Annotated in this window: 18 protein-coding genes and 1 tRNA gene; 10 read left to right on the plus strand and 9 right to left on the minus strand. The window is 42.6% G+C overall.

Annotated elements, in window-relative coordinates:
* Nucleotides 1-51 precede the first annotated feature (51 nt).
* Both FC093_RS20410 and FC093_RS20415 read right to left on the minus strand, forming a co-directional pair.
* Nucleotides 52-1,773: a RagB/SusD family nutrient uptake outer membrane protein gene (locus FC093_RS20410; RefSeq protein ID WP_137263664.1), complete on the minus strand. Its 1,722-nt coding sequence runs from the start codon at nt 1,771-1,773 to the stop codon at nt 52-54.
* Nucleotides 1,774-1,798: 25 nt separating this feature from the next.
* Complete coding sequence (locus FC093_RS20415; protein WP_137263665.1) at nt 1,799-4,981, minus strand: SusC/RagA family TonB-linked outer membrane protein; 3,183 nt, start codon at nt 4,979-4,981, stop codon at nt 1,799-1,801.
* A 1,017-nt stretch (nt 4,982-5,998) separates the two neighbouring features.
* On the opposite strand from FC093_RS20415, the gene FC093_RS20420 reads away from it, so the two are divergent.
* The 5 genes from FC093_RS20420 (at nt 5,999) to FC093_RS20440 (ending at nt 11,401) form a co-directional block, all read left to right on the plus strand.
* A complete protein-coding gene (locus tag FC093_RS20420; RefSeq protein WP_137263666.1) occupies nt 5,999-6,796 on the plus strand; it encodes a CD225/dispanin family protein in 798 nt (265 codons plus the stop codon).
* A gap of 66 nt (nt 6,797-6,862) precedes the next feature.
* Nucleotides 6,863-7,201 carry a DUF2752 domain-containing protein gene (locus FC093_RS24700; protein WP_170971171.1) on the plus strand — a complete coding sequence of 113 codons (339 nt, stop codon included), beginning with the start codon at nt 6,863-6,865 and terminating at the stop codon, nt 7,199-7,201.
* A gap of 266 nt (nt 7,202-7,467) precedes the next feature.
* Entirely contained in the window at nt 7,468-8,511 is a 1,044-nt protein-coding gene (locus FC093_RS20430; protein WP_137263668.1) for an RluA family pseudouridine synthase, read from the plus strand.
* A gap of 187 nt (nt 8,512-8,698) precedes the next feature.
* Nucleotides 8,699-9,835, plus strand: coding sequence for a cysteine desulfurase family protein (locus FC093_RS20435; protein ID WP_137263669.1), 1,137 nt, complete (start codon nt 8,699-8,701; stop codon nt 9,833-9,835).
* Between the two features lie 228 nt (nt 9,836-10,063).
* A complete protein-coding gene (locus FC093_RS20440; protein ID WP_137263670.1) occupies nt 10,064-11,401 on the plus strand; it encodes an alpha-amylase family glycosyl hydrolase in 1,338 nt (445 codons plus the stop codon).
* Between the two features lie 145 nt (nt 11,402-11,546).
* On the opposite strand, the gene ispE is transcribed toward FC093_RS20440, so the two are convergent.
* Both ispE and FC093_RS20450 read right to left on the minus strand, forming a co-directional pair.
* Nucleotides 11,547-12,377, minus strand: a complete 831-nt coding sequence (ispE, locus tag FC093_RS20445; RefSeq protein WP_137263671.1) for a 4-(cytidine 5'-diphospho)-2-C-methyl-D-erythritol kinase — start codon at nt 12,375-12,377, stop codon at nt 11,547-11,549.
* Nucleotides 12,378-12,399: 22 nt separating this feature from the next.
* A complete protein-coding gene (locus tag FC093_RS20450) occupies nt 12,400-12,990 on the minus strand; it encodes a bifunctional nuclease family protein (protein ID WP_137263672.1) in 591 nt (196 codons plus the stop codon).
* 198 nt (nt 12,991-13,188) lie between these two features.
* Between FC093_RS20450 and FC093_RS20455 the strand changes: the two genes are divergently transcribed.
* The 4 genes from FC093_RS20455 (at nt 13,189) to FC093_RS20470 (ending at nt 19,413) form a co-directional block, all read left to right on the plus strand.
* Entirely contained in the window at nt 13,189-14,067 is an 879-nt protein-coding gene (locus FC093_RS20455; RefSeq protein WP_170971172.1) for a fructosamine kinase family protein, read from the plus strand.
* Nucleotides 14,068-14,206: 139 nt separating this feature from the next.
* On the plus strand, nt 14,207-14,806 hold the full coding sequence (locus tag FC093_RS20460; protein WP_137263674.1) for an OmpH family outer membrane protein: 600 nt from the start codon (nt 14,207-14,209) through the stop codon (nt 14,804-14,806).
* Between the two features lie 315 nt (nt 14,807-15,121).
* Nucleotides 15,122-18,529, plus strand: a complete 3,408-nt coding sequence (gene ileS / locus FC093_RS20465) for an isoleucine--tRNA ligase (RefSeq protein WP_137263675.1) — start codon at nt 15,122-15,124, stop codon at nt 18,527-18,529.
* Between the two features lie 8 nt (nt 18,530-18,537).
* Complete coding sequence (locus FC093_RS20470; protein WP_137263676.1) at nt 18,538-19,413, plus strand: TraR/DksA C4-type zinc finger protein; 876 nt, start codon at nt 18,538-18,540, stop codon at nt 19,411-19,413.
* A gap of 56 nt (nt 19,414-19,469) precedes the next feature.
* Here FC093_RS20470 and FC093_RS20475 read toward each other — a convergent pair whose 3' ends face one another.
* From FC093_RS20475 to FC093_RS20495, 5 genes are all read right to left on the minus strand, one after another.
* Nucleotides 19,470-20,492 carry a glycosyltransferase family 2 protein gene (locus FC093_RS20475; protein WP_137263677.1) on the minus strand — a complete coding sequence of 341 codons (1,023 nt, stop codon included), beginning with the start codon at nt 20,490-20,492 and terminating at the stop codon, nt 19,470-19,472.
* Nucleotides 20,489-21,088 carry a riboflavin synthase gene (locus tag FC093_RS20480; protein ID WP_137263678.1) on the minus strand — a complete coding sequence of 200 codons (600 nt, stop codon included), beginning with the start codon at nt 21,086-21,088 and terminating at the stop codon, nt 20,489-20,491. The genes FC093_RS20475 and FC093_RS20480 overlap by 4 nt, the downstream gene beginning before the upstream one ends.
* Before the next feature lie 195 nt (nt 21,089-21,283).
* Nucleotides 21,284-22,297, minus strand: coding sequence for a PorP/SprF family type IX secretion system membrane protein (locus FC093_RS20485; RefSeq protein WP_137263679.1), 1,014 nt, complete (start codon nt 22,295-22,297; stop codon nt 21,284-21,286).
* 82 nt (nt 22,298-22,379) lie between these two features.
* Nucleotides 22,380-23,033, minus strand: a complete 654-nt coding sequence (upp, locus tag FC093_RS20490) for a uracil phosphoribosyltransferase (RefSeq protein ID WP_137263680.1) — start codon at nt 23,031-23,033, stop codon at nt 22,380-22,382.
* A 60-nt stretch (nt 23,034-23,093) separates the two neighbouring features.
* Nucleotides 23,094-23,471, minus strand: a complete 378-nt coding sequence (locus FC093_RS20495) for a glyoxalase superfamily protein (RefSeq protein WP_137263681.1) — start codon at nt 23,469-23,471, stop codon at nt 23,094-23,096.
* A gap of 105 nt (nt 23,472-23,576) precedes the next feature.
* Here FC093_RS20495 and FC093_RS20500 point away from each other — a divergent pair.
* Nucleotides 23,577-23,650: transfer RNA gene (locus FC093_RS20500), tRNA-Arg, on the plus strand.
* Nucleotides 23,651-23,941 lie beyond the last annotated feature (291 nt).

Raw genomic sequence — 23,941 nt, forward strand, 5'->3', positions numbered from 1 at the left:
GTTTTATTACAAAGCCTTGCTTTAGCATATCAGACTACTAATAAATTCCTATTAATAACCCGGATTCTGAGTTAAGTTGGGATTGAGACCGATTGCCTCTTGTGGAATAGGTAATAACTCACGTCCGGGCGGCAGCGCATTATTGAATATACCGTGCGGCTGACCATCGTGTGTTGGTCCGGGAGCCGGATTAGGTATCGGATTAATGCTGCCAGCAACGGTTCCGTAGGCATCATGAATAAATTCTGCCGCTACATCTGCACCAGCTCTGCGCAGGTTATAAAAGAGCGAATATTCGCCGGTCAGTTCATGCCGGTATTCGCTCAATACCATTTGCAGCGGATCGGTGATAGGTTGAGCCGGTGAGCCATCGTAGCGGGCGCCATCCTGCATTACTTCAGGTGCTGTGCCACCCCAGGCTCTGTCTCTTACCATTTTTATATCGGCCATAGCGCCTGCAATATCGCCGGTGCGCACTTTACACTCTGCCCTGTCTAACAAGATTTCTGCATAACGCAACATGATTTGGTTTTGGGAACCAAAAATGACCTGGTTACCCGAGTTGCCGGTGAGGGTTGGATCTCTCCATTTTTTAGAACAATAGTATCCCGAGCGTTTTTGATCGGACAAGCCATACCAGGGGCGCTCAACTGTACCGCAGGTATTGATGATTTTGCCATCGGAGCCAATGTAGCGCTGATCACCGGCTGCGAACCCTGATTGCACCAACGGATAACCTCTAATACCACCACGGGCAACAATACCCGGACTTATTAATGAATCGCCAGGCCCTACAATAGTAGCCAGCTTGCGTTTATCGCCCGGCTGGTAAGAAAGCCATAATGCCGGATTGCCATAATCGTAACCAAAATTAGATACTTCTTCGGGCCAGCTAAAATCATCTATCCACGCTACTTCTCCACCTGCCTGCCAGCCGCCATCCCAGCTTTGGGAGCCGCTCACATCAAACTGAATTTCAAACAGCGATTCATCGCTGTTCTGGTGGTCAAACTCATGCACATCTACAAAGTTTGAAAGCAGGTGATATTTTCCATCCAATTCATTGAAATTTTCCATGGCACCGGCATAATCCTTTAGCCACATGCGGGCAGCGCCCTCATAACCCAATGCAGCACCTTTGGTAGCCCGGCCTAAATTTTCGGCACCCATATCCTCTTTCCACGGCAACAGGCTGGCAGCCTGCTGCATATCCGATACTACCTGCATGAATACAGAGTCCTGTGAAGATCTTGGTGTTAACCCGTTGGTTACCGAATTTAATTCCAACGGCACGCCGCCAAAAGAACCTGCAAGGTAATAATACGTCATGCCGCGCAAAAAATATGCTTCACCAGTTAAACGCTGTGCCAGTTCGGGTGTAACGATACCTTTTTCTTTTGCAGTTTCAATAATGCCGAATGCGGAATTTGCCCTGGCAATTCCTATGTAAGCATTGTTCCAGAAAGAAGGCAGTGCATAGAAATCTGCCGGGATAGCATAGTAGTTCCAGATGATATCATTGCCATAGTTAAACCAGTCATGCGTCATAAAGTTGGCATAATACCATATTGATTTTTTCAGCAGGTCACTATTCTGGTAAGTATCATAAATAGCGTTTACCAGTGCTACTACATCAGACGACTTCTGAAAAGTAGCATCTTCTGTAGATTGAAAGCTATTAGTTTGCGTTAAAAAGCTCTTTTTGCACGCCAATGGCGTCAGCGCTAACGCGCCCAGCGCTATAATAGTAATATATTTTATCTTAAGTTTCATAGCTTACATGTTTTCAGTTGTTCACTTAAAAGGTTACATTCAAACCTATCGTAAAATACCTTGATGAAGGATAGGTGCCGTTGTCTATACCATTTTGTGTTGCATTGCCACCCTGGATGCCAATTTCCGGATCAAGTCCGCTGTATTTGGTAATCGTAAACAGGTTTTGGGTAGAAACATATACCCTCAGTTTACTCATGTAAAAACGTTTCGCTACATCAACCGGTAAAGTATATCCGATGGTAAGATTTTTCAGTTTCAGGAAGCTGCCATCTTCTACCCACGCACTGGATGGAACATTGCTGCCCTGTGCATCATCGTTATAGGTAACTCTTGAGTAAACATTGGAAGGATTAGAAGGTGTCCAATGGTTTACATAATATTCGTAGCTTACATTTTCAACGCCTACAAAGCTGCGGTTTTGAAAACTTTGTAGAGAGCTCTTTTGGTAATTAAGGATTTTGTTGCCGTAAGTACCATAAAAATACAGGTTAAAGTCCCATGCTTTGTAAGAGGCGTCTAAGTTAAGACCGCCAAAAAACTTTGGCAGCGGGCTGCCCAAACCTACTCTGTCATCTGCATTTACCTGACCATCGCCGGTTACATCTGCAAAATAACGGTCGCCGGGTTGGGTAACAGGCTTCCAGTAATATCCTTGCGGCGCTTTAGCATTCAACTCATCAATCTGCGCCTGCGTTTGGAAAACCCCCAGCGATTTATATCCATAAAATTCGCCTACAGTTCCATTAATATAGCTTCGCGAAAATTCGGTCCAGCCATTGCCTGCAATAGTAAGTCCACCAAAGTTTTGCACAAAGTCTGTTCCGGAAGTAACACTCGTTAAGGTGTTTTGAATGGTGGTAAGCGTTAATAAGGCACCGTAGCTAAAATCTCCTGCATTGTGGTTGTAACTGGCTGCAAATTCAAAGCCTTTGTTAATCATGCTACCCACATTGCGTGTCAGGTAATTGTAACCGGTTTGCGCAGGTGCTCTGAGGTTCAACAAAAAGCCCTTTGATTTTCGCTTAAACCAGTCCATTGTAAAGGTGAGGCTGCCACCCAACAATGTAACATCCATACCAATGTCTGTTTGATAGTCGGTTTCCCATTTCAGGTCTGGATTAGCAGGTTGTGTTTGTGCAATACCGCGCTGGTACAATTTTTCGAAAGGATAACCCAGGTTGCCACTGTTGCTGGCAGGCAATCCGGTAGAAAAAAGTGCCTGGTATTGGAATGGCGATATGGTAGCCTGGTTACCCACTTCTCCATAACTGCCTCTGAATTTTAAATCTGTTAACCACTTAACATCTCTAAAAAAAGATTCTTCTTTTGCTCTCCAGGCAATAGCGCCCGAAGGGAATACACCATATTGGTGACCGGTATCAAATTTAGAAGAACCGTCTCTTCGTACCGTACCAGTAAGAATGTAGCGATCAGCAAACTTATAAGTTAACCTGCCGAATTGAGATGCCAAAGTAGTAATAACTTGTCCGTTTCCATATTGATCCAATTGCAGGTTGGTAACCTGCGCCAGATCCCTGATTACACTATTGGGCGGAATACCTTGCCCCCCCATGGATGTATAGGTATTTTTCTGTGCAGAAATACCACCTACAAAATTGATGGTATGCTGGCCAAACGTTTTATCGTACGATACCGTATTCTCCCACAACCACTCAAAAGTTTGATTGAGATGCTGGCTGTATAGCGGATTGGTTGTTGGCCCACCCAGGTTATATTGGTCGTTTAAACGGTTATCTTCCGGTTGAAAAAAGGAGCCGGAGTAATTGCTGAAATTTACACCACCATTGGTTTTAATTCTAAGCCCGTCAACGATCATTACTTCCAGTGAAGAATTAGCCAACAGGAAATTGGTAATATTTTTATATTGATTGGTTTCAATACTGTATAGTGGATTACCATATTTAGCTACGTAGGTACTTTTAGGATTATAAAATCCATAATTGCCATTGGCATCCTTTATCTGGCTGGTCAGTTTATTGCCACTGTCCAATGTTGGGGGTAACTGAGTGAGTTGTACCAGCGATCCGGTGCCAAAAGGATTATTAGCATCCTGGTAAGCATATTTAGCATTGGTGGAAGATTTCAGCCATTTGAACGGTGTATAATCCAGATTAAGGCTTAGTGTATATCTTTTAAAATACGAACCTTCTACAATTCCTTTCTGGTTGTAATAGCCAAGTGAAGAAGCTGCCTGTACTTTGTCGCTGCCGCCGCGTATGCCAATACTATAATTTTGGGTTAAGCCGGTGCGGTACAGCGCATCCTGCCAATCTACATTGGTGAGTGCAGAGGGCGTACGCCATATTGGTAATTCCTGAAAATTGTGCAGCGAATCAGCATCCGCTACTTCATTAGCCAGGGTAGCCCATTGCTCTGCATTTAATACTTTATATTTCTTGGGTGTGCTTTGGAAAGCTTCATACGCATCTACAGCAACCTGTACGCCACCGGCTTTGCCTCTTTTGGTAGTAATAATAACCACCCCGTTTGCTGCACGGATACCGTAAATAGCCGTAGCTGATGCATCCTTTAATATGTCTATGGTAGCAATATCGTTGGGGTTAAGGTTGTTAATGCCGCCGGTAACAGGATAACCATCCACTACATACAACGGTGAATTACCGCCACCCGCCAGGCTGCCAATACCCCTTATTAATACGGAAATGTTTCCACCAGGAGCAGCATCATTATTTACAATCTGCACCCCTGCTGCACGCCCTTGCAAAGCCTGATCTACCGAAGTAACCGGCACTTTTTCAATTTGCGCAGCCGATACGCTGGCAACAGAACCTGTTAAATCCCTTCGTCTTTGTGTACCATATCCTACCACTACCACCTGCTGCAGCGATTGTACATCGGCTGCCAATTGTACGTTAATGGTACTCCTGTTGTTTACCGGCACTTCCTGGGTAGTGTAACCTACGCCGCTAAACACCAATACGCCATTTGCCGCTACATTGATGGCAAAGTTGCCATTGTTGTCGGTTACAGTGCCCGTTTTGGTTCCTTTTACCTGCACGCTTATACCTGCCAGTGCGCTATCAGGAGCAACCATACTGGTTACTCTACCCGTTACACGCTGGGTTTGCGCCAGCAAACCGGTGCATGTAACAATTGTAAGCAACAGCATCAGTAAAAGCCGCCGGTTCCTGTTGCTTTCATAAAACAGTTGTTTTTTCTTCATGTCTCTGGTTTAAAAGTTTTTGGATGGTTAGTTTGAAGCAGCAAAAGAAAAGCTGTTTTTTATTAGGCAATCATGCGCTTTCTTGTGCTGCATTATTCAACATTCATTTGTATGAATATCCGTTTTCAGATTGCTTGAATACCGTGCTATTCCTGAATAATAAGGAAGTGAAAAGTTTTATGTGTGGCATTCCATTTATCATTTATCCAATATTCCCATCGTCAGCAATCATCAATCAATGTATTTAATATTTATTGCTTATTCCGGTTGTGTGCAATCCGGTCATTCATTTGTAATGTTGTTGAGAAGCATGTCAGTAATTCCTTTTTTATTTTATTCATAAACAATACATCTTTAGCAGCCTTCGTCTGGCAATACAATTTTAGTAAATTTATACCACCTTACTTAGAGGTAAGTAAACCTTTATTTACGCAAATGTTGCCGGTAGCAACTGCATAATTACTACAATTTTGAAGTAAGTGATAATAATAACGAAATAAGTATTATTGTATGTTAAAAAAGTATTGGCGTGCTTTTACAGTTTATTCAATTGCCTCGGGATGCAGGCAACCTATTCTACATTATATAGTTTTTTTTCAAACATGCACTTATCAATATCTATATTGATAATGTAGATAATTGGTAATCAAGCCTGTATTACCGTTGGCTCCTTTTATCATTTTTATCCCTGGTTGTTGTAGCTGTTTTGCAGCTATATGCTTCATCATTCTTGTTTTTGATACAAGCGCCAGTTCACCAGAAGGAGTTACGCTGACAAGTTGCTATTGTTGATGCCTTCGCATTTGCCCGTATGCTTCAAAACCTGAAGCGATGAAAGTCATATATAAGCAAATAAAAAATGAGTGAGTAACTCCTTGCTTACCGAACAGGAGCATAAACTGCTGTAACACAAGATGTACAACCTTTGCTTAAACTACTGAAATATGGAATAACCATGTATATTTTATACAAAAATCTGATTACATTTATGTAGTCATAATTACATAACCCTTCTTTATGCCAAAATATAGCGGAACCATTTTTATTAATTACAGAAAGGACGACAGCAATTGGAATGCCTTGGCCTTGTATAATGAGTTGCAGAAATATTTTGAGGAAGAGCGGCTTTTTAAAGATTTTAATGCCATACAGCCTGGTGATGATTTTGTGTTATCCATCCAAAGGGCATTGAGTAAATGCGATGTACTGCTGGTAGTAATGGGCAGGCATTGGCTGGATGCAAGGAACAGTAATAACGTACGTCGCCTGGATGATCCTGATGATTTTGTAAGGATAGAAATAGCTACTGCACTGGAAAGAGGCATACAGGTAATACCGGTGTTGTTTGATAATACCCCCATACCAACGCCACAGCAATTACCCGATAATTTGAAGCCCCTGAGCAGAAGGCAGGCTATAGAAATAAATCCAAACGGGTTTGAGGATGATGTAAAAAGGCTGGCAGTTGCCATAAAAAAAGTATTGTGCGAAGAGGAGACAATACCTCCTACACCCAAAAGCTTCAAAGCCACTGAAACAAGAGGAACAAACAATCCGCCGCTCGCAAAACCCGATAATAATTTGGTTTGGGCAATCATCACAACACTGCTATGCTGCCTGCCTCTGGGAATTGTTTCAATTTTGCATGCCAGCAAGGTAGATAGCTTATACCATAGCGGTCAATATGACCTGGCAAAAAACGAATCTGCCAAAGCTAAACAATGGGCCATTTATGCGGTTATTGCCGGCGTTGTTGTATACGTTTTATATTTTATACTTATTGTATTAGGCAGTACATTTAACTCCGGTTATTAAAAGCCAATGAAACTGCTGAATCATCATTTAGCTGTAGCCGCATGCATAGCAATATGCAGTGTGGCCATGTATGTACTTTACTTTTTCAATCCGCTCCGCTATGCTTTTTATCCGCCTTGTTTGTTTAAAAAAATAACTACTTTAGATTGCCCTGGTTGCGGAAGTGCGAGAGCGCTCCATTCGGTATTGCACGGTAATATTTTAAAAGCCGCAGACTATAATTTACTGGTGGTATTATTTATGCCGGTTGTAATATGCGGACTGCTATATTTTTGTACAGGCAGAGGAGAAAGGCTGTGGCGTGCATTGAATAAACCATTGTTATATTTCCTTATTATTTGTACGTTTTTCATCCTCCGGAATATCAACATTTATCCCTTTACTTTTTTAAGTGCCGGTAAGTAAAATTGTGCTGCTGCTATTGCAACTTTAAGGCACAAAGCAGAAAGCAATCCACTAATAACAGTAAAATCATTATACTGCTTCAGTATTGATGGATTAATAAATGAAAAGCTTTATTTTAAAGTTCAACATCAGCGCTCTATATTGGTTTAAGGCATAGCACAAACTGTCTTTACTGCACTTGCAATCGCATCTTTATTTCTAATCCATTTTTTATCCCGTGTTTAATCTTACCTGTTAAATATGCAATACTTTTTACATTTGCCATTATGGACGCAGGCGAACAAGCACCGTACGAAGACCAGCCCGAAGAACTATACGAGCGGCGCACCTTTACGATAGACAGCGGACAAGAACCTATGCGCATAGACAAATGGCTACAACAGCGCATAGAGGGCGCTACGCGCAACAAACTACAGCAAAGCATTGAAGCAGGTTTTGTAACCGTGAATGGATTTGGGGTAAAGAATAATTATAAAATAAAACCGGGCGACCACATTGTTGTACTCAGCTTTACAAACCCCGAACATACGGAAGTAAAGCCGGAGCCCTTGCCATTGGATATTGTGTATGAAGATGCTGCTGTAATGGTAATAAACAAACCGCCTAATATGGTGGTGCACCCTGGCATTGGTAATTATACCGGCACGCTGCTGAATGGTGTTGCATATCATTTATTGGAGCAAAATCCCGGCATTACAGAAGAAGAGCTGCCACGCTATGGGCTGGTGCATCGCATAGATAAAAACACCACCGGCTTATTGGTATTGGCAAAAACTGCCGAAGCGGCTGCTCATCTTGCAAAGCAATTTTTTAACCACACAGTAGAGCGAAAATATATTGCATTGGTATGGGGCGATATGGAGCAAAATGAAGGTACCATTGTAGCGCATGTAGGCAGGCATCAGCGGTTTAGAAAAATGTTTGATGCCTATCCCGAAGGTGAACATGGCAAACATGCCATCACGCATTATAAAGTAATAGAACGTTTTAATTACGTTACACTGGTAGAATGCAGGCTGGAAACCGGCCGCACCCACCAGATTCGCGTGCACATGAAGTACATTGGACACACATTGTTTAACGATTGGGAATATGGTGGGGATAAAATACTGAAAGGTACCATTTATACTAAATACCGGCAGTTTGTAGAGAATTGTTTTGCCCTTTGTCCACGCGTTGCCTTACATGCCGAAATATTGGGCTTTCAACATCCGGTAACGAAGGAAAGCATGTTTTTTCAGGTGCCGCTGCCCGATGATATGCGCCTTGTAACGGAAAAATGGAGGGCTTATATTAAACCTGTTGGTTAGCCACAAAAGCGCTAAAGCACTAAGCACTTTTGAAGTATAAAATGAAAGGTATAAAAAGGCATAAAGTATTTTTGATTACTTGTTTTTCATTTCCTTGTACACTTTTTTACTTCTTATCTTATTCTCTTAAACAGAACTTAGCGCTTTGTGCTTTCGTGGCAAACAATAACAAATTAGTTTTGCAAAAATGACACATACACCACGTATTTACTTTGACAATGCTGCTACCACGCCCTTAGATGCGGATGTGCTGGAAGCAATGATGCCTTATTTTACCACTTATTTTGGCAATCCAAGTTCTATATACAGCTATGGCAGGGAAACGCGGCTGGCTATAGAAAATGCACGTAAATCGGTAGCAAAAAACTTAAATGCACATCCCGCAGAAATATTTTTTACCAGTGGTGGCACCGAAAGCAGCAACATGGCAATCAATGCAGCCATTGACGATCTCCATTGTACACACATCATTACTTCACCCATCGAACACCATGCAACACTGCACACGGTAGAACATCTGCAACAAAGCGGTAAGGCTGCGGTAAGCTACGTGCAACTGCTGCCCAACGGACATATCAACCTGCAACACTTGGAAGAATTATTGGCGAATAGCAACGAAAGAACATTGGTTTCATTAATGCATGCTAATAATGAAGTTGGTAATTTATTAGACATTCAGGCTGTTGGAAATCTTTGCAAAAAGTACAATGCTTTTTTTCACTGCGATACGGTGCAAACAGTAGGTCATTTTCCTTTTGACCTTCGCAATACGCCGGTACATTTTATTACCGGCGCGGCACATAAGTTTCACGGGCCAAAAGGTGTGGGTATTATTTATATTAATGAAAATATCAAAATAAAACCATACATCAACGGTGGCTCACAGGAGCGCAATATGCGTGCAGGCACCGAAAATGTATATGGAATTGTTGGCTTCGCCAAAGCATTGGAAAATGCAATGCAGCGCTTTGAAGAAGACAGCCATTATATAAGTGAATTAAAGCGATACATGGCCGAAAGATTGCGGCAGGAAATAGAAGGTATTACATTCAATGGCGATCCGTTCGGCAATAGTCTTTACACCGTGCTGAATGTAAGTTTTCCTAAAACGGAGAAGAGTGAGATGCTGTTGTACAGCCTCGATATGCACCACATTTGTGTATCGGGCGGCAGTGCCTGTACCAGCGGAACCAATATGGGCAGCCATGTAATTGAGGCAATTTATAAAAATGTTGATAGAGTAGCTATCCGGTTTTCTTTTAGCAAAAACAATACAAAAGATGAAATAGATACCGTGGTGCAAACATTGAAAGAATTGGTATAAAAATTTAGCTCTGTTATTGTAATGCACTAAGTGATTTGTGGGTTGTAGTAAAATCACAAAAGTCAGTTAGTATTGTATTGATCTGCTGATTAATGGTAAGCTTTTATGAAATTCAACATAAGCCTTCAGTATTGATTTAAGGCTTAGCACAGATTGCTTTGCATCGCACGCAACAACTATTTTGCCTGCTATATCATCCATCTTATTTTGTATAAAAAGATTACACCTATGACCATCTTTCACCGCTCCTTCTTCCTGCTCCTGTTATTTGTGTTCAGCATTGCTCGTGCACAAAACGATTCTATTATTGACGGACATCCGGCATGGATAATACAAGGCAATATTTACGAAGTAAATGTACGGCAGTACACCCCCGAAGGTACTTTCAAAGCCTTTGAAAAAAACCTCGACCACCTCAAAGACATGGGTGTGCAAACGCTTTGGTTTATGCCCATCAATCCAATAAGCAAGGTGGACCGTAAAGGTGCTTTGGGCAGCTATTATGCGGTAGCCGATTTTAAAGCCATCAATCCCGAATTTGGCAATATGAACGATTGGAAAGCATTGGTAAAAAGCGCACACAGCAAAGGCTTTAAGGTACTTATGGATTGGGTTCCCAACCATTCGGGTGCAGATAATAGCTGGCTAAAAACCCATCCCGACTTTTATGTAAAAGACAGTCTCGGCAATCCAAAGATGGAGTTTGACTGGACCGATACCCGCAAACTGAACTATGACAATCCGGAGCTGGTGGATACCATGATTAACTGCATGAAATTCTGGATAACAGAAACCGGTATTGATGGCTTTCGCTGCGACCATGCCGATGGTCCTACGCAGGCATTCTGGACAAGATGTATTAAAGAATTGAAAGCAGTAAAAAATGTGTTTATGCTGGCAGAAGCGGAACAGCCCTGGATGTTTACTGCCGGCTTTGATGCCATTTATCCCTGGCCCATGTTTCACACCATGGTGGATGTTGCCGGCGGCAAGAAAAATGCAACAGCATTAGACAGTGTACTGCATCTGCAGGATAGTTTGTACCCACGCAACGGCTTAATGATGTATTTTACCAGCAACCACGATGAGAATAGCTGGAATAAAGCCGATTATGCTACTATGCCTGGCGAAAGTCATGCACCTTTTGCAGTACTCACACAAACACTGCCGCGTAGCGTTCCCGAAATATATAGTGGCCAGGAAGAGCCATTTTTAGACAGTATCAGCTTCTTTTACAAAGACACGATTGTGTTTAGCAATTACGCCCGCGCACCATTTTATAAAACCTTACTGCTGCTTCGCAAAAGCAATCCCGCGTTAGCTGCCGATGCATCCTTTACCAAAATGCAAACGGGGAATGACGAAAACATTTTCGCTTTCAAAAGACAAAAAGGTAATAATAAAGTAATGGTGATTGTAAACCTCAGCAATACAGCGCAGTCGTTTAGATTTAATGGTGCTATGCCACCATTAATGAGAGATATGTTTACACAAAAATTAGATGAAATTCACAAAGGCGAAGGCATGACTTTACCTGCGTGGGGCTATAGAGTGTATAGTTATTAGCATTGCGGTGGAACGGTAATTGGTGAATGTTGAGTTGCGAGTGAAGGTGATGTGGGTGTGAATGGTGAAACATGTGAGCCGCTTTCACTCACAATTGACAATTCACCTTTCACATAAAACACTCACCATTCGCAAATGTGTTTTGCTATCCTTCATTTGGCGGAATAACTTTTACTACATATTCATCGGGAAAGGCAGGCAACGAGGGCTTTCCAGCAAACAACCCGAATATGGTACTGCCGCTGCCTGTCATACTTGCATACACGGCACCGTGCCGGTATAATGTTTCTTTGACTTGTGCAATGGCAGGATATTGTGTTGCTACTACTTTTTCAAAATCATTTACAATGCTGGCTTTCCATGTATCAACAGGGTGTTGTATTGCTTCCAAAAGCGGATAGGCAGGCGTTTGTATCTGCAATTGCTGAAAAGCCCAGCCGGTATTGACATGAATAGCCGGGTTGATAATAACAAAATAGTACGCACTTAAATTGAGGTGTATTGGTTGCAACACCTCTCCTCTCCCACTGCCAAAACAAGGTGTATTGATGATAAAAAAAGGACAATCGCTACCCAGTTGTAAAGCATACTGTATTAATTGTTGCTCGCTCAGTTGCAGGTTACATTTTTCATTCAGCATTTTAAGCATAAAGGCACCATCGGCGCTGCCGCCGCCCAGGCCTGCACCCATAGGAATGGCTTTATGCAAGTGTATGGCAACTGCGGGCAGTTGAGTAAAATCGGACTTTAAAAGTTGCCATGCCTTGAGGCAGATATTATTTGCAGCAGTACCATCAATAGAAAGCCCGCTCATGGTAAGAACCGGCCACTTTTCATTATTCGGTAAAGTAATTATTTCGAGACAATCATATAAGGGCAAGGGATAAAAAACCGTTTCCAGATTGTGAAAGCCATCCCCTCTTTTACCAATAATATGTAGACCAATGTTGATTTTGCAGTTTGGAAACGTTACCACAGTCAGATTTTAAACAGGCGCTTTATTTTTTTCTCTTTTTCAGCTCGTCTCTTATAGCGATGGCGCGCAGGTAATCTTCCTGTTCCAGCACTTCGTTCAGCAACGTTTCTAATTCATCCACGCTCAGGCTGCTTAAGTTTTCTTTAGAAGAACTCATAGAAGATTGCTCCACCGGCACTTCTGTCTTTTTCTTTTTCCCTGTATCTTCCATCAGTATGCCGGCGCTTTCCAGTATATTATCGTAGGTATAAATAGGACAGCCAAAGCGCACTGCCAACGCCAGCGCATCGGAAGTACGGCTATCTATCTCCACGGTATCATGCTCGTTGATGCAAATCAGTTTAGAATAAAAAATACCTTCCTGCAGATCATTTATCACAATTTCCATGAGTTCTACATTGAAGGCATTCATAAAGTTTTTCATGAGGTCGTGTGTAAGCGGCCGGCTGGGCTGCATGCGCTCCAGCGCTACCGCAATTGCCTGTGCTTCAAAACCGCCAATCACAATGGGCAGCCGGCGCAGCCCGTTTACCTCGCCCAGCACCACGGCATACGAGTGGGTTTGTGTAATACTATGCGACAAAGCAACAATTTCCAGTTCAATCTTCTTCATGCCTTATACTTCGTTAAATTTTATCCGGCAAAAGTAATAATTTTCAATTGTTATCCATCCGCCGTTATAATTAACATAAGTGCAAAAAATTTGAAGCTATTCAGCCTCCATTTATCCAGGATATTTATTTTTATTTTGCAACGTTCCTAATTATAGGCGTATGCTTTTACTGCTAACCACTACACAATTAATACCATTTTGAAAGCTGCATTATTACAACATTTTCAATCAGAACTCAGCTGCATACTAAACAAAACCGTACTAATTACAGCCAGCCATCAGGTATTCGGAGGTGATATTAATGCCACCTATCTGTTAACCACCAATACAGAAAATTTTTTTGTAAAGCTTAATACCATTGCCGCAGCCGGTATGCTCCTAAAAGAAAGGGATGGACTACAACTATTGCGCATAGCCAATACCAGCCTTACCATACCACAACCAATTGTGTACGGCACTTACGGGCAGCAAAGCTTTTTGCTGATGGAATACCTGGAAAAAGGTATCGAAAGCAAAGGTCTTTGGCAGCATTTAGCTACCGGGCTGGCGCAATTGCATCAACATACACAGCCGTATTTTGGGCTAAATGATAATAATTACATTGGCACTGTGCCGCAAAACAATACTGCCGCAACTACCTGGGTATCGTTTTATGCTCAACAGCGCATAATGCCACTGATGCAGCAAGCATATGACCAGCATAAATGCACTAAGGATGATATACAACTGGCAGAACGGCTTTACAATAAATTGTCCGCTTTGATGCCCGAAGAACCACCAGCCCTCCTGCACGGCGACTTATGGAGCGGGAACTATATGTTTACGGTAAAAGGTGAAGCAGCCGTTTACGACCCCGCGGTTTACTACGGCCACCGCGAGATGGATATTGCCATGACTTTACTGTTCGGCGGTTTTGACGCCCGTTTTTATAGCGCATATAATGAAGCATTTCCTTTAGAGGAAGGCTGGCGCAGCCGCGTGGATATCTGCCAGTTGTATCCGCTATTGGTACACCTGCTTTTATTTGGCGGGCATTATTATGGCAACGCAAAAAATATTTTGAAAAAATATGCCTGAATAATGGGAACAATGCGTTTGAGAAATTTGTTTTAAAAAAGCACTAAATAAATCACTTATCACTTTGCAGGGTAGCTGATTTAACATTCTTTTGCCCCTAATCCTTTTACCTTCATTTTTTATAATTTGTTTGGAGCAGATGAATAAAGTTTTACTCATATTAAATGTCATTCTGATTGCTGCTGTTGGCTTTCTGTATTATACTTTCTCTCAGTACCGCAAGGAAGATCAGCAACACGTGAAGGAAGCCAATGCGGCAGTTGCCAATAGTTTTAAAATTGCTTATTTCGAGTTGGATTCGTTGCAGGAACACTATACCTATTTTAAAGAAGTACGTGAGGAATTGAACAAACAGGAAGCTCAACGCACCAAGCAACTCGATAACATCCGCACCAGCTACATGAATAAACTGAAAGAGTACAACCAGAAGGGTGCTACGATGAGCCAAACCGACCAAAGCAACTTTGAGCAGGAATTACGCAATCTGCAAAATAACTATGAACAACGTCAGCAGGAACTTGGGCAGGAAATGAACACGCTGTATATGCAAAAAATGCAAAATGTAAAACAACGTATTCAGGATTTTTTGAAAACCTACTGCAAAAGCAAAGGCTATGCGTATGTATTTGCTACCAGCAGCGACGATTATTTATATTACAAAGACACGCTGCGCAATATAACGCCGGATATTGTAGGGCTGCTAAATGACGAATACAAGACTTCGAAAAAGGGGAAATAATAACATGATATAGTTTTCCGCCGTGTCAATGGCTTTAAAAATCTCTTTTAATTCCTTTTGGTCATTATTATTCCTGCCTGTTGTACTTTATTGTACCATTTTCAATTAGACAGTAGAATTCTACGTCTGGCTTTAAGTTTCAACCTTTCCGCCTACAACTTATAGTATAGCACATCTTTGAAGATGGTATAAATATTCATACCCTGGCTGTCTATTTACCTGCAACACTTAACAACCCTTTACTATACTTTTCGTGGACAGATTTGCGTAACTTTGCAGCCATTTTTTTAAGCCGATATTTTTACGGAGCAATATATGAGCGTAAAGTACAAGGAGTTTTCGCAACTCAACCTGCCCGCTATTGAGCAGGACATACTGGAGAAATGGAACAGGGAAAACACTTTTGAAAAAAGCGTGGAAGACCGCGCCGGCGCTACACCTTTCGTTTTTTACGAAGGTCCGCCGAGCGCTAATGGTATGCCCGGCATTCACCACGTTATTTCGCGTACACTTAAAGATTTGGTGTGCCGCTACAAAACCATGCAAGGCTTTAAAGTAGAGCGCAAAGGCGGCTGGGACACGCATGGCTTGCCGGTAGAATTGGGTGTAGAGAAAGAATTGGGCATTACTAAAGAAGATATTGGCAAAGAAATAAGCGTTGCCGAGTACAATGCCAAGTGCCGCGAGGCAGTGCTCCGTTATAAAGATAAATGGGACGAACTCACCCGCAAAATGGGTTATTGGGTGGATCTGGAACATCCGTATATCACCTTCGACAATACATATATTGAAACGCTTTGGTGGCTGCTGAGCCAGTTGTATGATAAAGGTTTGCTGTACGAAAGCGTAAGCATTCAGCCGTATTCTCCTGCTGCAGGCACCGGCTTAAGCTCGCACGAGCTGAACCAGCCCGGCTGCTACAAAGAGGTAAAAGACACAAGCTGTGTGGCGATGTTTAAGGCGGTGGAAAATGAAAAAGCCCATTTTCTGTTCTCCGCTTTAGATAGCAGTTTTTCACAAGACATATTCTTCCTCGCCTGGACAACTACACCGTGGACGTTACCTTCCAATCTGGGATTGACAGTAGGTGCTAATATAGATTATGTGTTAGTAAAAACATTCAATCCTTACACGCATCAGCCGGTAAATGTGGTGTTGGCAAAGACATTATTAGGAAAGTATCTTGATTTAAGTGGCTTTGGAAAACCAGAAACAATTAATGTAGGTGCTGCAAAGTACTTTTCTAACGACAATACCAGAGATGAAAACAGTCAATTAAAAAATAAAATATTAGAATGGCAGATACTTACTGAATTCAAAGGCAAAGATTTGGAAGGTTTGCGGTATGAGCAATTACTTCCTTTTGAAGCAAATTCCATAGAAAAAATTGAAGAAATCACACCGGGTGCACAACCTTTCCGCGTGCTGCTCGGAGATTTTGTAACTACCGAGGATGGTACCGGCATTGTACACACAGCACCGGCATTTGGTGCCGATGACTTTCGCGTTGGCAAAAAATACAACATTGGCATACTCACGCTGGTGGACAGGCAAGGCAAGTTTGTGGATGGCTTGGGGGAATTCAGCAACCGCTATGTAAAGGATTATGTGGACGAAAAAGACTACGTGGATGTAAATGTGGACATCTGCGTAAAGCTGAAAAAAGAAGGTCGTGCTTTTAAGGTAGAAAAATACGAACACAGCTATCCGCATTGCTGGCGTACCGATAAGCCGGTGTTGTACTACCCGCTGGATGCCTGGTTTATCCGAACCACCGCTTGCAAAGACCGGATGGTGGAACTGAATAAGACCATCAACTGGAAACCAAAATCTACCGGTGAAGGTCGCTTTGGCAACTGGCTGGAGAATATGGTAGACTGGAACCTGAGCCGTAGCCGTTACTGGGGTACACCGCTGCCCATCTGGCGTACCGAAGATGGCAAAGAAGAAATATGCATTGGTTCCATTGCGGAATTAAAGGAAAAAGCCGCTGAAGCCGATAAGGTTTTAAACACGCACAATTCACAACTAACTACTGACAATCTCGACCTGCATAAACCATTGGTAGATGAAATCATCCTCGTAAGTCCTTCGGGCAAACCAATGAAGCGGGTGCCCGACCTGGTGGACGTGTGGTTTGACAGCGGCGCCATGCCGTATGCGCAGCAGCATTATCCATTTGAAAATCGTGACCAGATTGATGAGCGTAAAGCTTTTCCCGCAGATTTCATTTGCGAAGGCGTTGACCAAACCCGTGGCTGGTTTTATACTTTACACGCCATTGCCGTAATGCTTTTTGACTCCGTTGCCTATAAAAATGTAGTATCCAACGGTTTGGTGCTGGATAAGAACGGCAACAAAATGAGTAAGCGACTCGGTAATGTCATCAATCCGTTTGAAACCATTGAAACCTTTGGTGCCGATGCAACCCGCTGGTACTTAATTACCAATGCCTCGCCGTGGGACAACCTGAAGTTCGACCTGCAGGGCATTAAGGAAGTACAGCGTAAATTTTTCGGCACTTTATACAATACTTACCAGTTTTTTGCCTTGTATGCCAATGTGGATGGCTTCGATTTTTCGGAACCCTACATTCCATTGGCAGAAAGACCGGAGATAGATCGCTGGATTTTATCGGCACTCAATACATTAATTAAGAATGTATCGGCAGCCATGGATGATTATGAGCCAACTATTGCCGGTCGCGCTATAGAGCAGTTTGTAGATGAATATTTAAGCAACTGGTACGTGCGCTTGTGCCGCCGCCGCTTTTGGAAAGGTGAATACGAGCAGGATAAGATCAGTGCTTATCAAACATTATATGAATGTCTGGAAACGGTGGTAAAACTGATTGCGCCTATTTCGCCGTTTTTCAGCGATGCGATTTTTAGAAATCTCAATAATACATCTAAAAAAGAAAAGGCAGATGCTGTTCATTTAACCCGTTTTCCGCTGGCAAATGACCATGCGATAGATACAGCCCTGGAAGAACGGATGCAACTGGCGCAGGATGTTTCCTCATTAGTATTATCGCTTCGCAAAAAGCTAAACATCAAGGTAAGGCAGCCTTTACAAAAGGTATTAATTCCGGTATTAAACCCGGCTATGCAGGCACAACTGCAAAAAGTAGAAGATTTAATAAAAGCAGAAGTGAATGTGAAAGAAATAGCATATCTTACCGAAACAGAAGGGATTATTAATAAAAAAGTAAAACCCAACTTCAAAGCACTCGGCGCAAGGCTGGGCGCCAATATGAAGGCTGTCGCTAATCTCATTAGCAAAATGAGCCAGCATGATATTGCCGCGCTGGAACAAAACGGGCAATTTCCGTTCGACGTAAATGGGGAAGTTATTACTATTACACTCCCGGAAGTGGAAATAACGGCAGAAGATATTCCGGGCTGGAGCGTTGCCACAAAAGGCAATATTACAGTAGCATTAGATATTACAATTACCGATGATTTGCGCAGTGAAGGTGATGCGCGGGAATTCATCAATCGTATTCAGAATCTTCGCAAAGACAAGGATTTTGAACTAACAGACCGCCTCTCGGTATATATAGTAGAAAATGAAAAGTTAAGGAAATCTCTTAATCAATTTAAAAGCTATATTTGCGCCGAAATTTTGGCAGATTCTATCGATTGGGTGCCCGAAATCCATGATGGCATTAATATTGACATCAACGATACGCCGCTGAAAATCAATGTACTAAAAAAATCATAAGCTTCCATATGGCTACGAAAAAAGCAGCACCTAAAAAAGCGGCTACAACTGCAGCAAAAAAGGTCACTAAACAAGCGCCTGCCACAAAAAAGGCTACAGCAAAAACTGCTGCTAAAAAAGCGGCGGCACAACAGCCTGTAAAGAAAACGGCGCAGCAAAAACCGGTGGTAAAGAAAGAAGCAAAGAGCACTAAAAAATCGGGAACTAAAGTAATGCCAGCAAAACAAGATACTAAGAAGCAGCCTAAAGCACAGGCTGTTCAACAGAAGAAGACGCCTGCAAAACAGGCGGTGAAAGGAGACAAGCACATTGCAGCTACAGAAGCTGCCAAACCTGAAAACAAATCAATGCCTAAAAAAGTAGCAGAACCGACAACAAAAGAAGTAAAAGCACCCAAAACATCCGTTAAAACATCCGTACCTTATCAGCCGGAATATAAACCTTTGGACCAGCGCCTCGAAGGCGATAACAAAAAAGGCAACGAACCTTTAGTACGTTATAATGATAATGATTTAAATGAATTTAAAGAACTCATTAATAAGAAGTTAGATGCTGCTAAAAAAGAACTGGCTTATTTGCAGGGATTAATTACCCGCAAAGACCATCTGGGCGGCGATGAGACGGATAACCGTTATATGACGATGGAAGATGGCAGTATGAGTATGGAGCGCGAGCAACTGAGCCAGATGGCAAGCCGCCAGATTACCTATATTGACCACCTGGAAAAAGCGTTGATACGTATTGAAAATAAAACGTACGGCATTTGCCGCGTAACCGGCAAGCTAATAGACAAAGCACGTCTCCGCGCTGTGCCGCACGCCACCTTGAGCCTCGAAGCTAAGTTGGGTCTGGTAAAGCCCGGCAGCAGCTCTAATAATGAATAACGGCTTTCCTCATTAATAATAAACCTGCAAAATGCGCAATTATTTTGCAGGTTTATTTATTTTACTATGTCGGTATAGCGCTTCTTTTTACGTACGTAATACTGCCATACTATACTCTTGTGCAACACACCTGCCAGGCTTGAGAGCGACTTTTTTATGGTTGCAGTTTCTTTTTCTTTACTGAGCAACCACTTAAAAAAATGCACATACGCTCTTCCAATAACTTTTGTGTTAGCACTATTTCCACTAGCAGCAAATTGCAGGGCTGCCGCTACATCCATCAAAAAACGCAAGGGCAACAGCCAGCAGTTGACATACCACGGCGAATTGCGGTAGCACATGATAATATTGTTCCTGAAATTATAATAGGTCTTGGCAGCCGACTGATACGGTAATGAACCGCCACCTAAATGATATACTATTGATTGCGGACAATACATGATTTTGTACCCGGCACTGTTCAGCCGCCAGCACATATCTATTTCTTCCATGTGCATGAAATAGTAGTTGTACATGCCCTGTATCTGCCTGTAGGCTTCTTTGCGGATGAGACAACAGGTGCCGGTAGCCCAAAATACCTGCTGCGCATTGTTGTATTGACCATCATCTTTTTCTACCGTATCAAAAATTCTTCCTCTGCAAAACGGATAGCCCAGTATATCTATCATACCACCGGCGGCACCGGCATGTTCAAAATATTCCTTATTGCGGAGTGCCAACACTTTGGGCTGGCAAATGGCGATTTTTGGGTCACTTTCCATCATTGCCACCATCGGTTGCAGCAAGTCTTTTCCTACTTCCACATCCGAATTGAGCATTAAATAATAATCTTCTTCTATGGCAGCCAAGCCCAGATTGTAGCCTTTTGCGAAGCCATAATTGTCGTCAAGTACAATGATTTTTACCGCAGGAAAGTTATTCTTTAAAAAAAGGACTGAATCATCGGTGCTATGGTTATCTATTACATAAACGGTGTAATGGGGATAATTTAGCTGTTGCAGCAGTGGCAATAAAGTTTGTAAAAAATGCCGGCCGTTCCAGTTTAAAATAGCAATACCTACCGATGGAAAAGGGTTCATTGGGATAGTTGGTTAAGAGAAGCAATACGCTGGATGTATTTGCCAATAACATCAAACTCTATATTTACCAGGCTGCCTTCCCGTACCTGTTGGATATTGGTGTGCGAGTAGGTATAAGGGATGATAGCTACGGTAAAATGGTCGCCGGTAACATGGAAAGCCGTAAGAGAGATCCCATTTACACAAACCGAACCTTTTTCTATCATCAGCGCGGCAAACTGTTTATCAAACCGAAAACGGTATTCCCAGCTACCGGCTAAGGTTTTTATTTCGGTACAAACCGCTGTTGCATCTACGTGCCCTTGCACGATGTGTCCATCGAGCCTGCCATTCATGGGCATACACCGTTCTATATTGATTAAATCACCTTCTTTCCAACTGCCCGCATTGGTCTTAGTGAGTGTTTCTGCAATAGCTGTTACGCGGTGCGCATCTGGTTGCAGTTGGTCCACAGTAAGGCAAATGCCGTTATGACTAATGCTCTGGTCTATTTTCAACTCATTGGAGATATTACTTTGTATCCAGAAAACGGCATTGGAGCCTTGCTGTTCGGCAGCCAAAACTTTTCCGGTTGTTTCTATAATGCCCGTAAACATAGGCGCAAGATAGGAAATACGAGAGATAAGATGTAAGAGACAAGTTCAAGAAACAAGATGCAAGCTTGGAGCTATGAGCTTAAGGCTTATGTGCAGCAGTAGTAGTTTCCGGAAAAAATAAGCTTACAAAAAAGAACGCCACAGAGGCGTCCCTTATAAGAGTTGGCAATTTTGGCAGAACTGGAATAAAAAATACTAAAACCTCGGGCAAGGCAAGCCTTTGCTCGATGCCGGTTTTTTAATATATATCAATGAAATTTCAATACCGCCGCGGCTGTTGGAGGCGGTTTTTAAATCGGATGTATTAACATCATACGTTACACCAAGGCTAAAATCGCTGTAATCAAGCCCCACATATGGGATGAAGGCATCATTTAACCTGTACCACAAACCTGCGAAAAAACTCACCGGGTTCTCCTGTGTTTCGGGGTCACCAGCCGGAATTTGCATGGCGCCGCCCACCACTGTTTCATGCGCACCGGCTTGCATACTATGCAGCGCACTCAGATGCAGCGTCATTTGTTCGCCAACCGGCAAAAAACCGCCCGCCTGTAGTGTGATGCGCGGATTGAGTACAAAATAGCCGGTATCGGTGAATTGCTGCCTTGGCCTTGTAACATGATATAAACTTACACCTGCATAAAAATTATCTCTTTCGGTAACAGAAGATGAAAATAAAATGCCGGTATTTAAATCGAAATAACTTCTTTTTAAAGTGCTGCCATTAAAGGTTTCGCTGGTAATGCCGGTAAAACCATCGGGACGCAACTGGTCTTCAAAAGTGAGCTTGGAAGTGTTAATCATCATATTGGAATAGGTACCCTGAAACCCGATTCCGATTTGCTTATACCCGTTTTCGTCTAATCCTTTATGAAAAGCAGTAGAAATTGCAGCATAATTAAACTTTACGGCGCCGGCGGCACTTTGATCGGTGAGCGCCATAATACCTACGCCCCAGGTATCTACTTCAGAAATTTTGTTGCGAAGAATATGAAAATCGGCAGATACCGTTCCCGTAGTAAATGCCCGGTTGATGGTTGGCCATTGATTGCGGTAATTGCCCGCAATGCGCACATCGCCATTGAATTTGCCGGTAAGCGCCGGGTTAAGTGTAAGCGGCGAGGCAAAAAATTGGGAAAAATGCGGGTCTTGTGCAAAGCTGCTTATAGCCATCAGCACACACACAACCAAAAAAAAGATGCTCCTCATTACGCAGTTTATTATAAGGTAAAATTACTATTTGTTTTTAACGCTCAAATGCTCTCCTTAATATATATTTATACAACTTTTTTCAAAACTGGTTTTTGCTGCCATAGGCAAGGTCGCCGGCATCGCCAAGTCCAGGTACAATATAGCCTTTAGCGGTCAGTTCTTCGTCCACATCACCGCACCATATTTGTACGTCCGCTCCCACTTCGCGCTGCACCAGTTCTATACCGGTAACGGCGGCAATGGCCGTAACGATGTGTATGGCTGCCGGTGTGCCTTCGGTTTGTATGCGGGCTATCGTTTTTACCAGCGAAGCGCCGGTAGCCAGCATTGGGTCGCTGATGATCACAATGCGCCCTTCAAGCGATGGTGCGCTCATATATTCTACGGCAATATCAAAGCTGCCATCCCGCTTATGTTTGCGGTAGGCAGTGATAAATGCGTTATCGGCTTTATCAAAAAAGTTAAGCAATCCCTGATGAAGCGGTAGTCCGGCGCGTAAAATAGTGGCAAGTACCGGTTGCTCCATAAGCATTTTACTGTTGTGCAACCCAAGCGGCGTTTGCACTTCTACGGTGTGCCACGGCAATATTTTGCTTATTTCGTAGGCGGCTACCTCGCCAATGCGTTCCAGATTTCTGCGAAAGCGCATCCGGTCGGTCTGCACATCGGTGTTGCGCAGTTCACTTATCCAGTTGGTGACTAAGCTATGCTGATCGCTTAAATTGATAACCATAAAACGAAGATAGCAGATTATAGCACAATGCTGCTTTGCAGCCGGTTTTTTGGACAAAAATCAGTTTTCTGTTTCATTCAGCTTTTCGTTGAAAGACAGTTTGTTACCAAACGGGTCAATTACATTCATGCAGAGCGAATGGTAAAAAGTGGTTTCCAGGCCGGGATGGAAGTATTTATAATTTTTGTTAAGTAACTGCTGCTGATATGCTTCCAGCCCGGTGCACCATATAAAAATGCCTGCGCCGGGTGTACCATCGCCATAATGCTCGCTCAGGTGGAAGACGGCCGTTCCCTTTGATATTTGCATATACACCGGCGCATGCGCATCAAACGTATGTTCCCAATCTATGGTAAACTCCAGCCAGTCTATGTAAAACTCTTTAGCTTTGGCAACATCAAATATTCTTAGAATTGGGATAATAGCGGAGGTTTCCATGTTTTTGGTATAAAAATGTTTTATAAAAATAAAAATGGATAACAAAAGCAACGGAAGTTTTTTTGAAAGTAAAATACACCCTATATTTGCAGCCCGAAAATAAATGGCTGCGTAGCTCAACTGAATAGAGCATCTGACTACGGATCAGAAGGTTTCAGGTTTGAATCCTGACGCGGTCACATTGAAAATCAGAGGGTTGTACATAAGTGCGACCCTTTTATTTTTTCTGCCTGCCATATTTTTTGCCATAGATTTACCCGATTTGAATGTTTCCACACTGCTTTCTGTATTGGATTGAGTAAAGATTTGTCCGCACTGAATTCTTAAGCGGTCATTTCGTTAATGACTGGAGATTTCGCTGATATTGACCACTCCATTTCGCTACAAGCTGACCACTGCATTTCGGAGCAAATTGACCAGGTGATTTCGCTATAAATTGACCACCTGTTTTCGGTAGAAGAGCTGCGGCT

It is taken from the genome of Ilyomonas limi, from assembly GCF_005233845.1.
Taxonomy (GTDB): Bacteria; Bacteroidota; Bacteroidia; order Chitinophagales; family Chitinophagaceae; genus Ilyomonas; species Ilyomonas limi.

Bases quoted from the DNA above. Each gene is read 5' to 3' on its own strand.
- FC093_RS20430 (WP_137263668.1), top strand. From the start codon at position 7,468: ATGGACGCAGGCGAACAAGCACCGTACGAAGACCAGCCCGAAGAACTA.
- FC093_RS20435 (WP_137263669.1), top strand. From the start codon at position 8,699: ATGACACATACACCACGTATTTACTTTGACAATGCTGCTACCACGCCC.
- ileS (WP_137263675.1), top strand. From the start codon at position 15,122: ATGAGCGTAAAGTACAAGGAGTTTTCGCAACTCAACCTGCCCGCTATT.
- FC093_RS20420 (WP_137263666.1), top strand. From the start codon at position 5,999: ATGCCAAAATATAGCGGAACCATTTTTATTAATTACAGAAAGGACGAC.
- FC093_RS20450 (WP_137263672.1), bottom strand. From the start codon at position 12,990: ATGAAGAAGATTGAACTGGAAATTGTTGCTTTGTCGCATAGTATTACA.
- FC093_RS20415 (WP_137263665.1), bottom strand. From the start codon at position 4,981: ATGAAGAAAAAACAACTGTTTTATGAAAGCAACAGGAACCGGCGGCTT.
- FC093_RS20480 (WP_137263678.1), bottom strand. From the start codon at position 21,088: ATGTTTACGGGCATTATAGAAACAACCGGAAAAGTTTTGGCTGCCGAA.
- FC093_RS20460 (WP_137263674.1), top strand. From the start codon at position 14,207: ATGAATAAAGTTTTACTCATATTAAATGTCATTCTGATTGCTGCTGTT.
- FC093_RS24700 (WP_170971171.1), top strand. From the start codon at position 6,863: ATGTATGTACTTTACTTTTTCAATCCGCTCCGCTATGCTTTTTATCCG.
- upp (WP_137263680.1), bottom strand. From the start codon at position 23,033: ATGGTTATCAATTTAAGCGATCAGCATAGCTTAGTCACCAACTGGATA.
- FC093_RS20475 (WP_137263677.1), bottom strand. From the start codon at position 20,492: ATGAACCCTTTTCCATCGGTAGGTATTGCTATTTTAAACTGGAACGGC.
- FC093_RS20495 (WP_137263681.1), bottom strand. From the start codon at position 23,471: ATGGAAACCTCCGCTATTATCCCAATTCTAAGAATATTTGATGTTGCC.
- FC093_RS20410 (WP_137263664.1), bottom strand. From the start codon at position 1,773: ATGAAACTTAAGATAAAATATATTACTATTATAGCGCTGGGCGCGTTA.
- FC093_RS20440 (WP_137263670.1), top strand. From the start codon at position 10,064: ATGACCATCTTTCACCGCTCCTTCTTCCTGCTCCTGTTATTTGTGTTC.
- FC093_RS20470 (WP_137263676.1), top strand. From the start codon at position 18,538: ATGGCTACGAAAAAAGCAGCACCTAAAAAAGCGGCTACAACTGCAGCA.
- FC093_RS20485 (WP_137263679.1), bottom strand. From the start codon at position 22,297: ATGAGGAGCATCTTTTTTTTGGTTGTGTGTGTGCTGATGGCTATAAGC.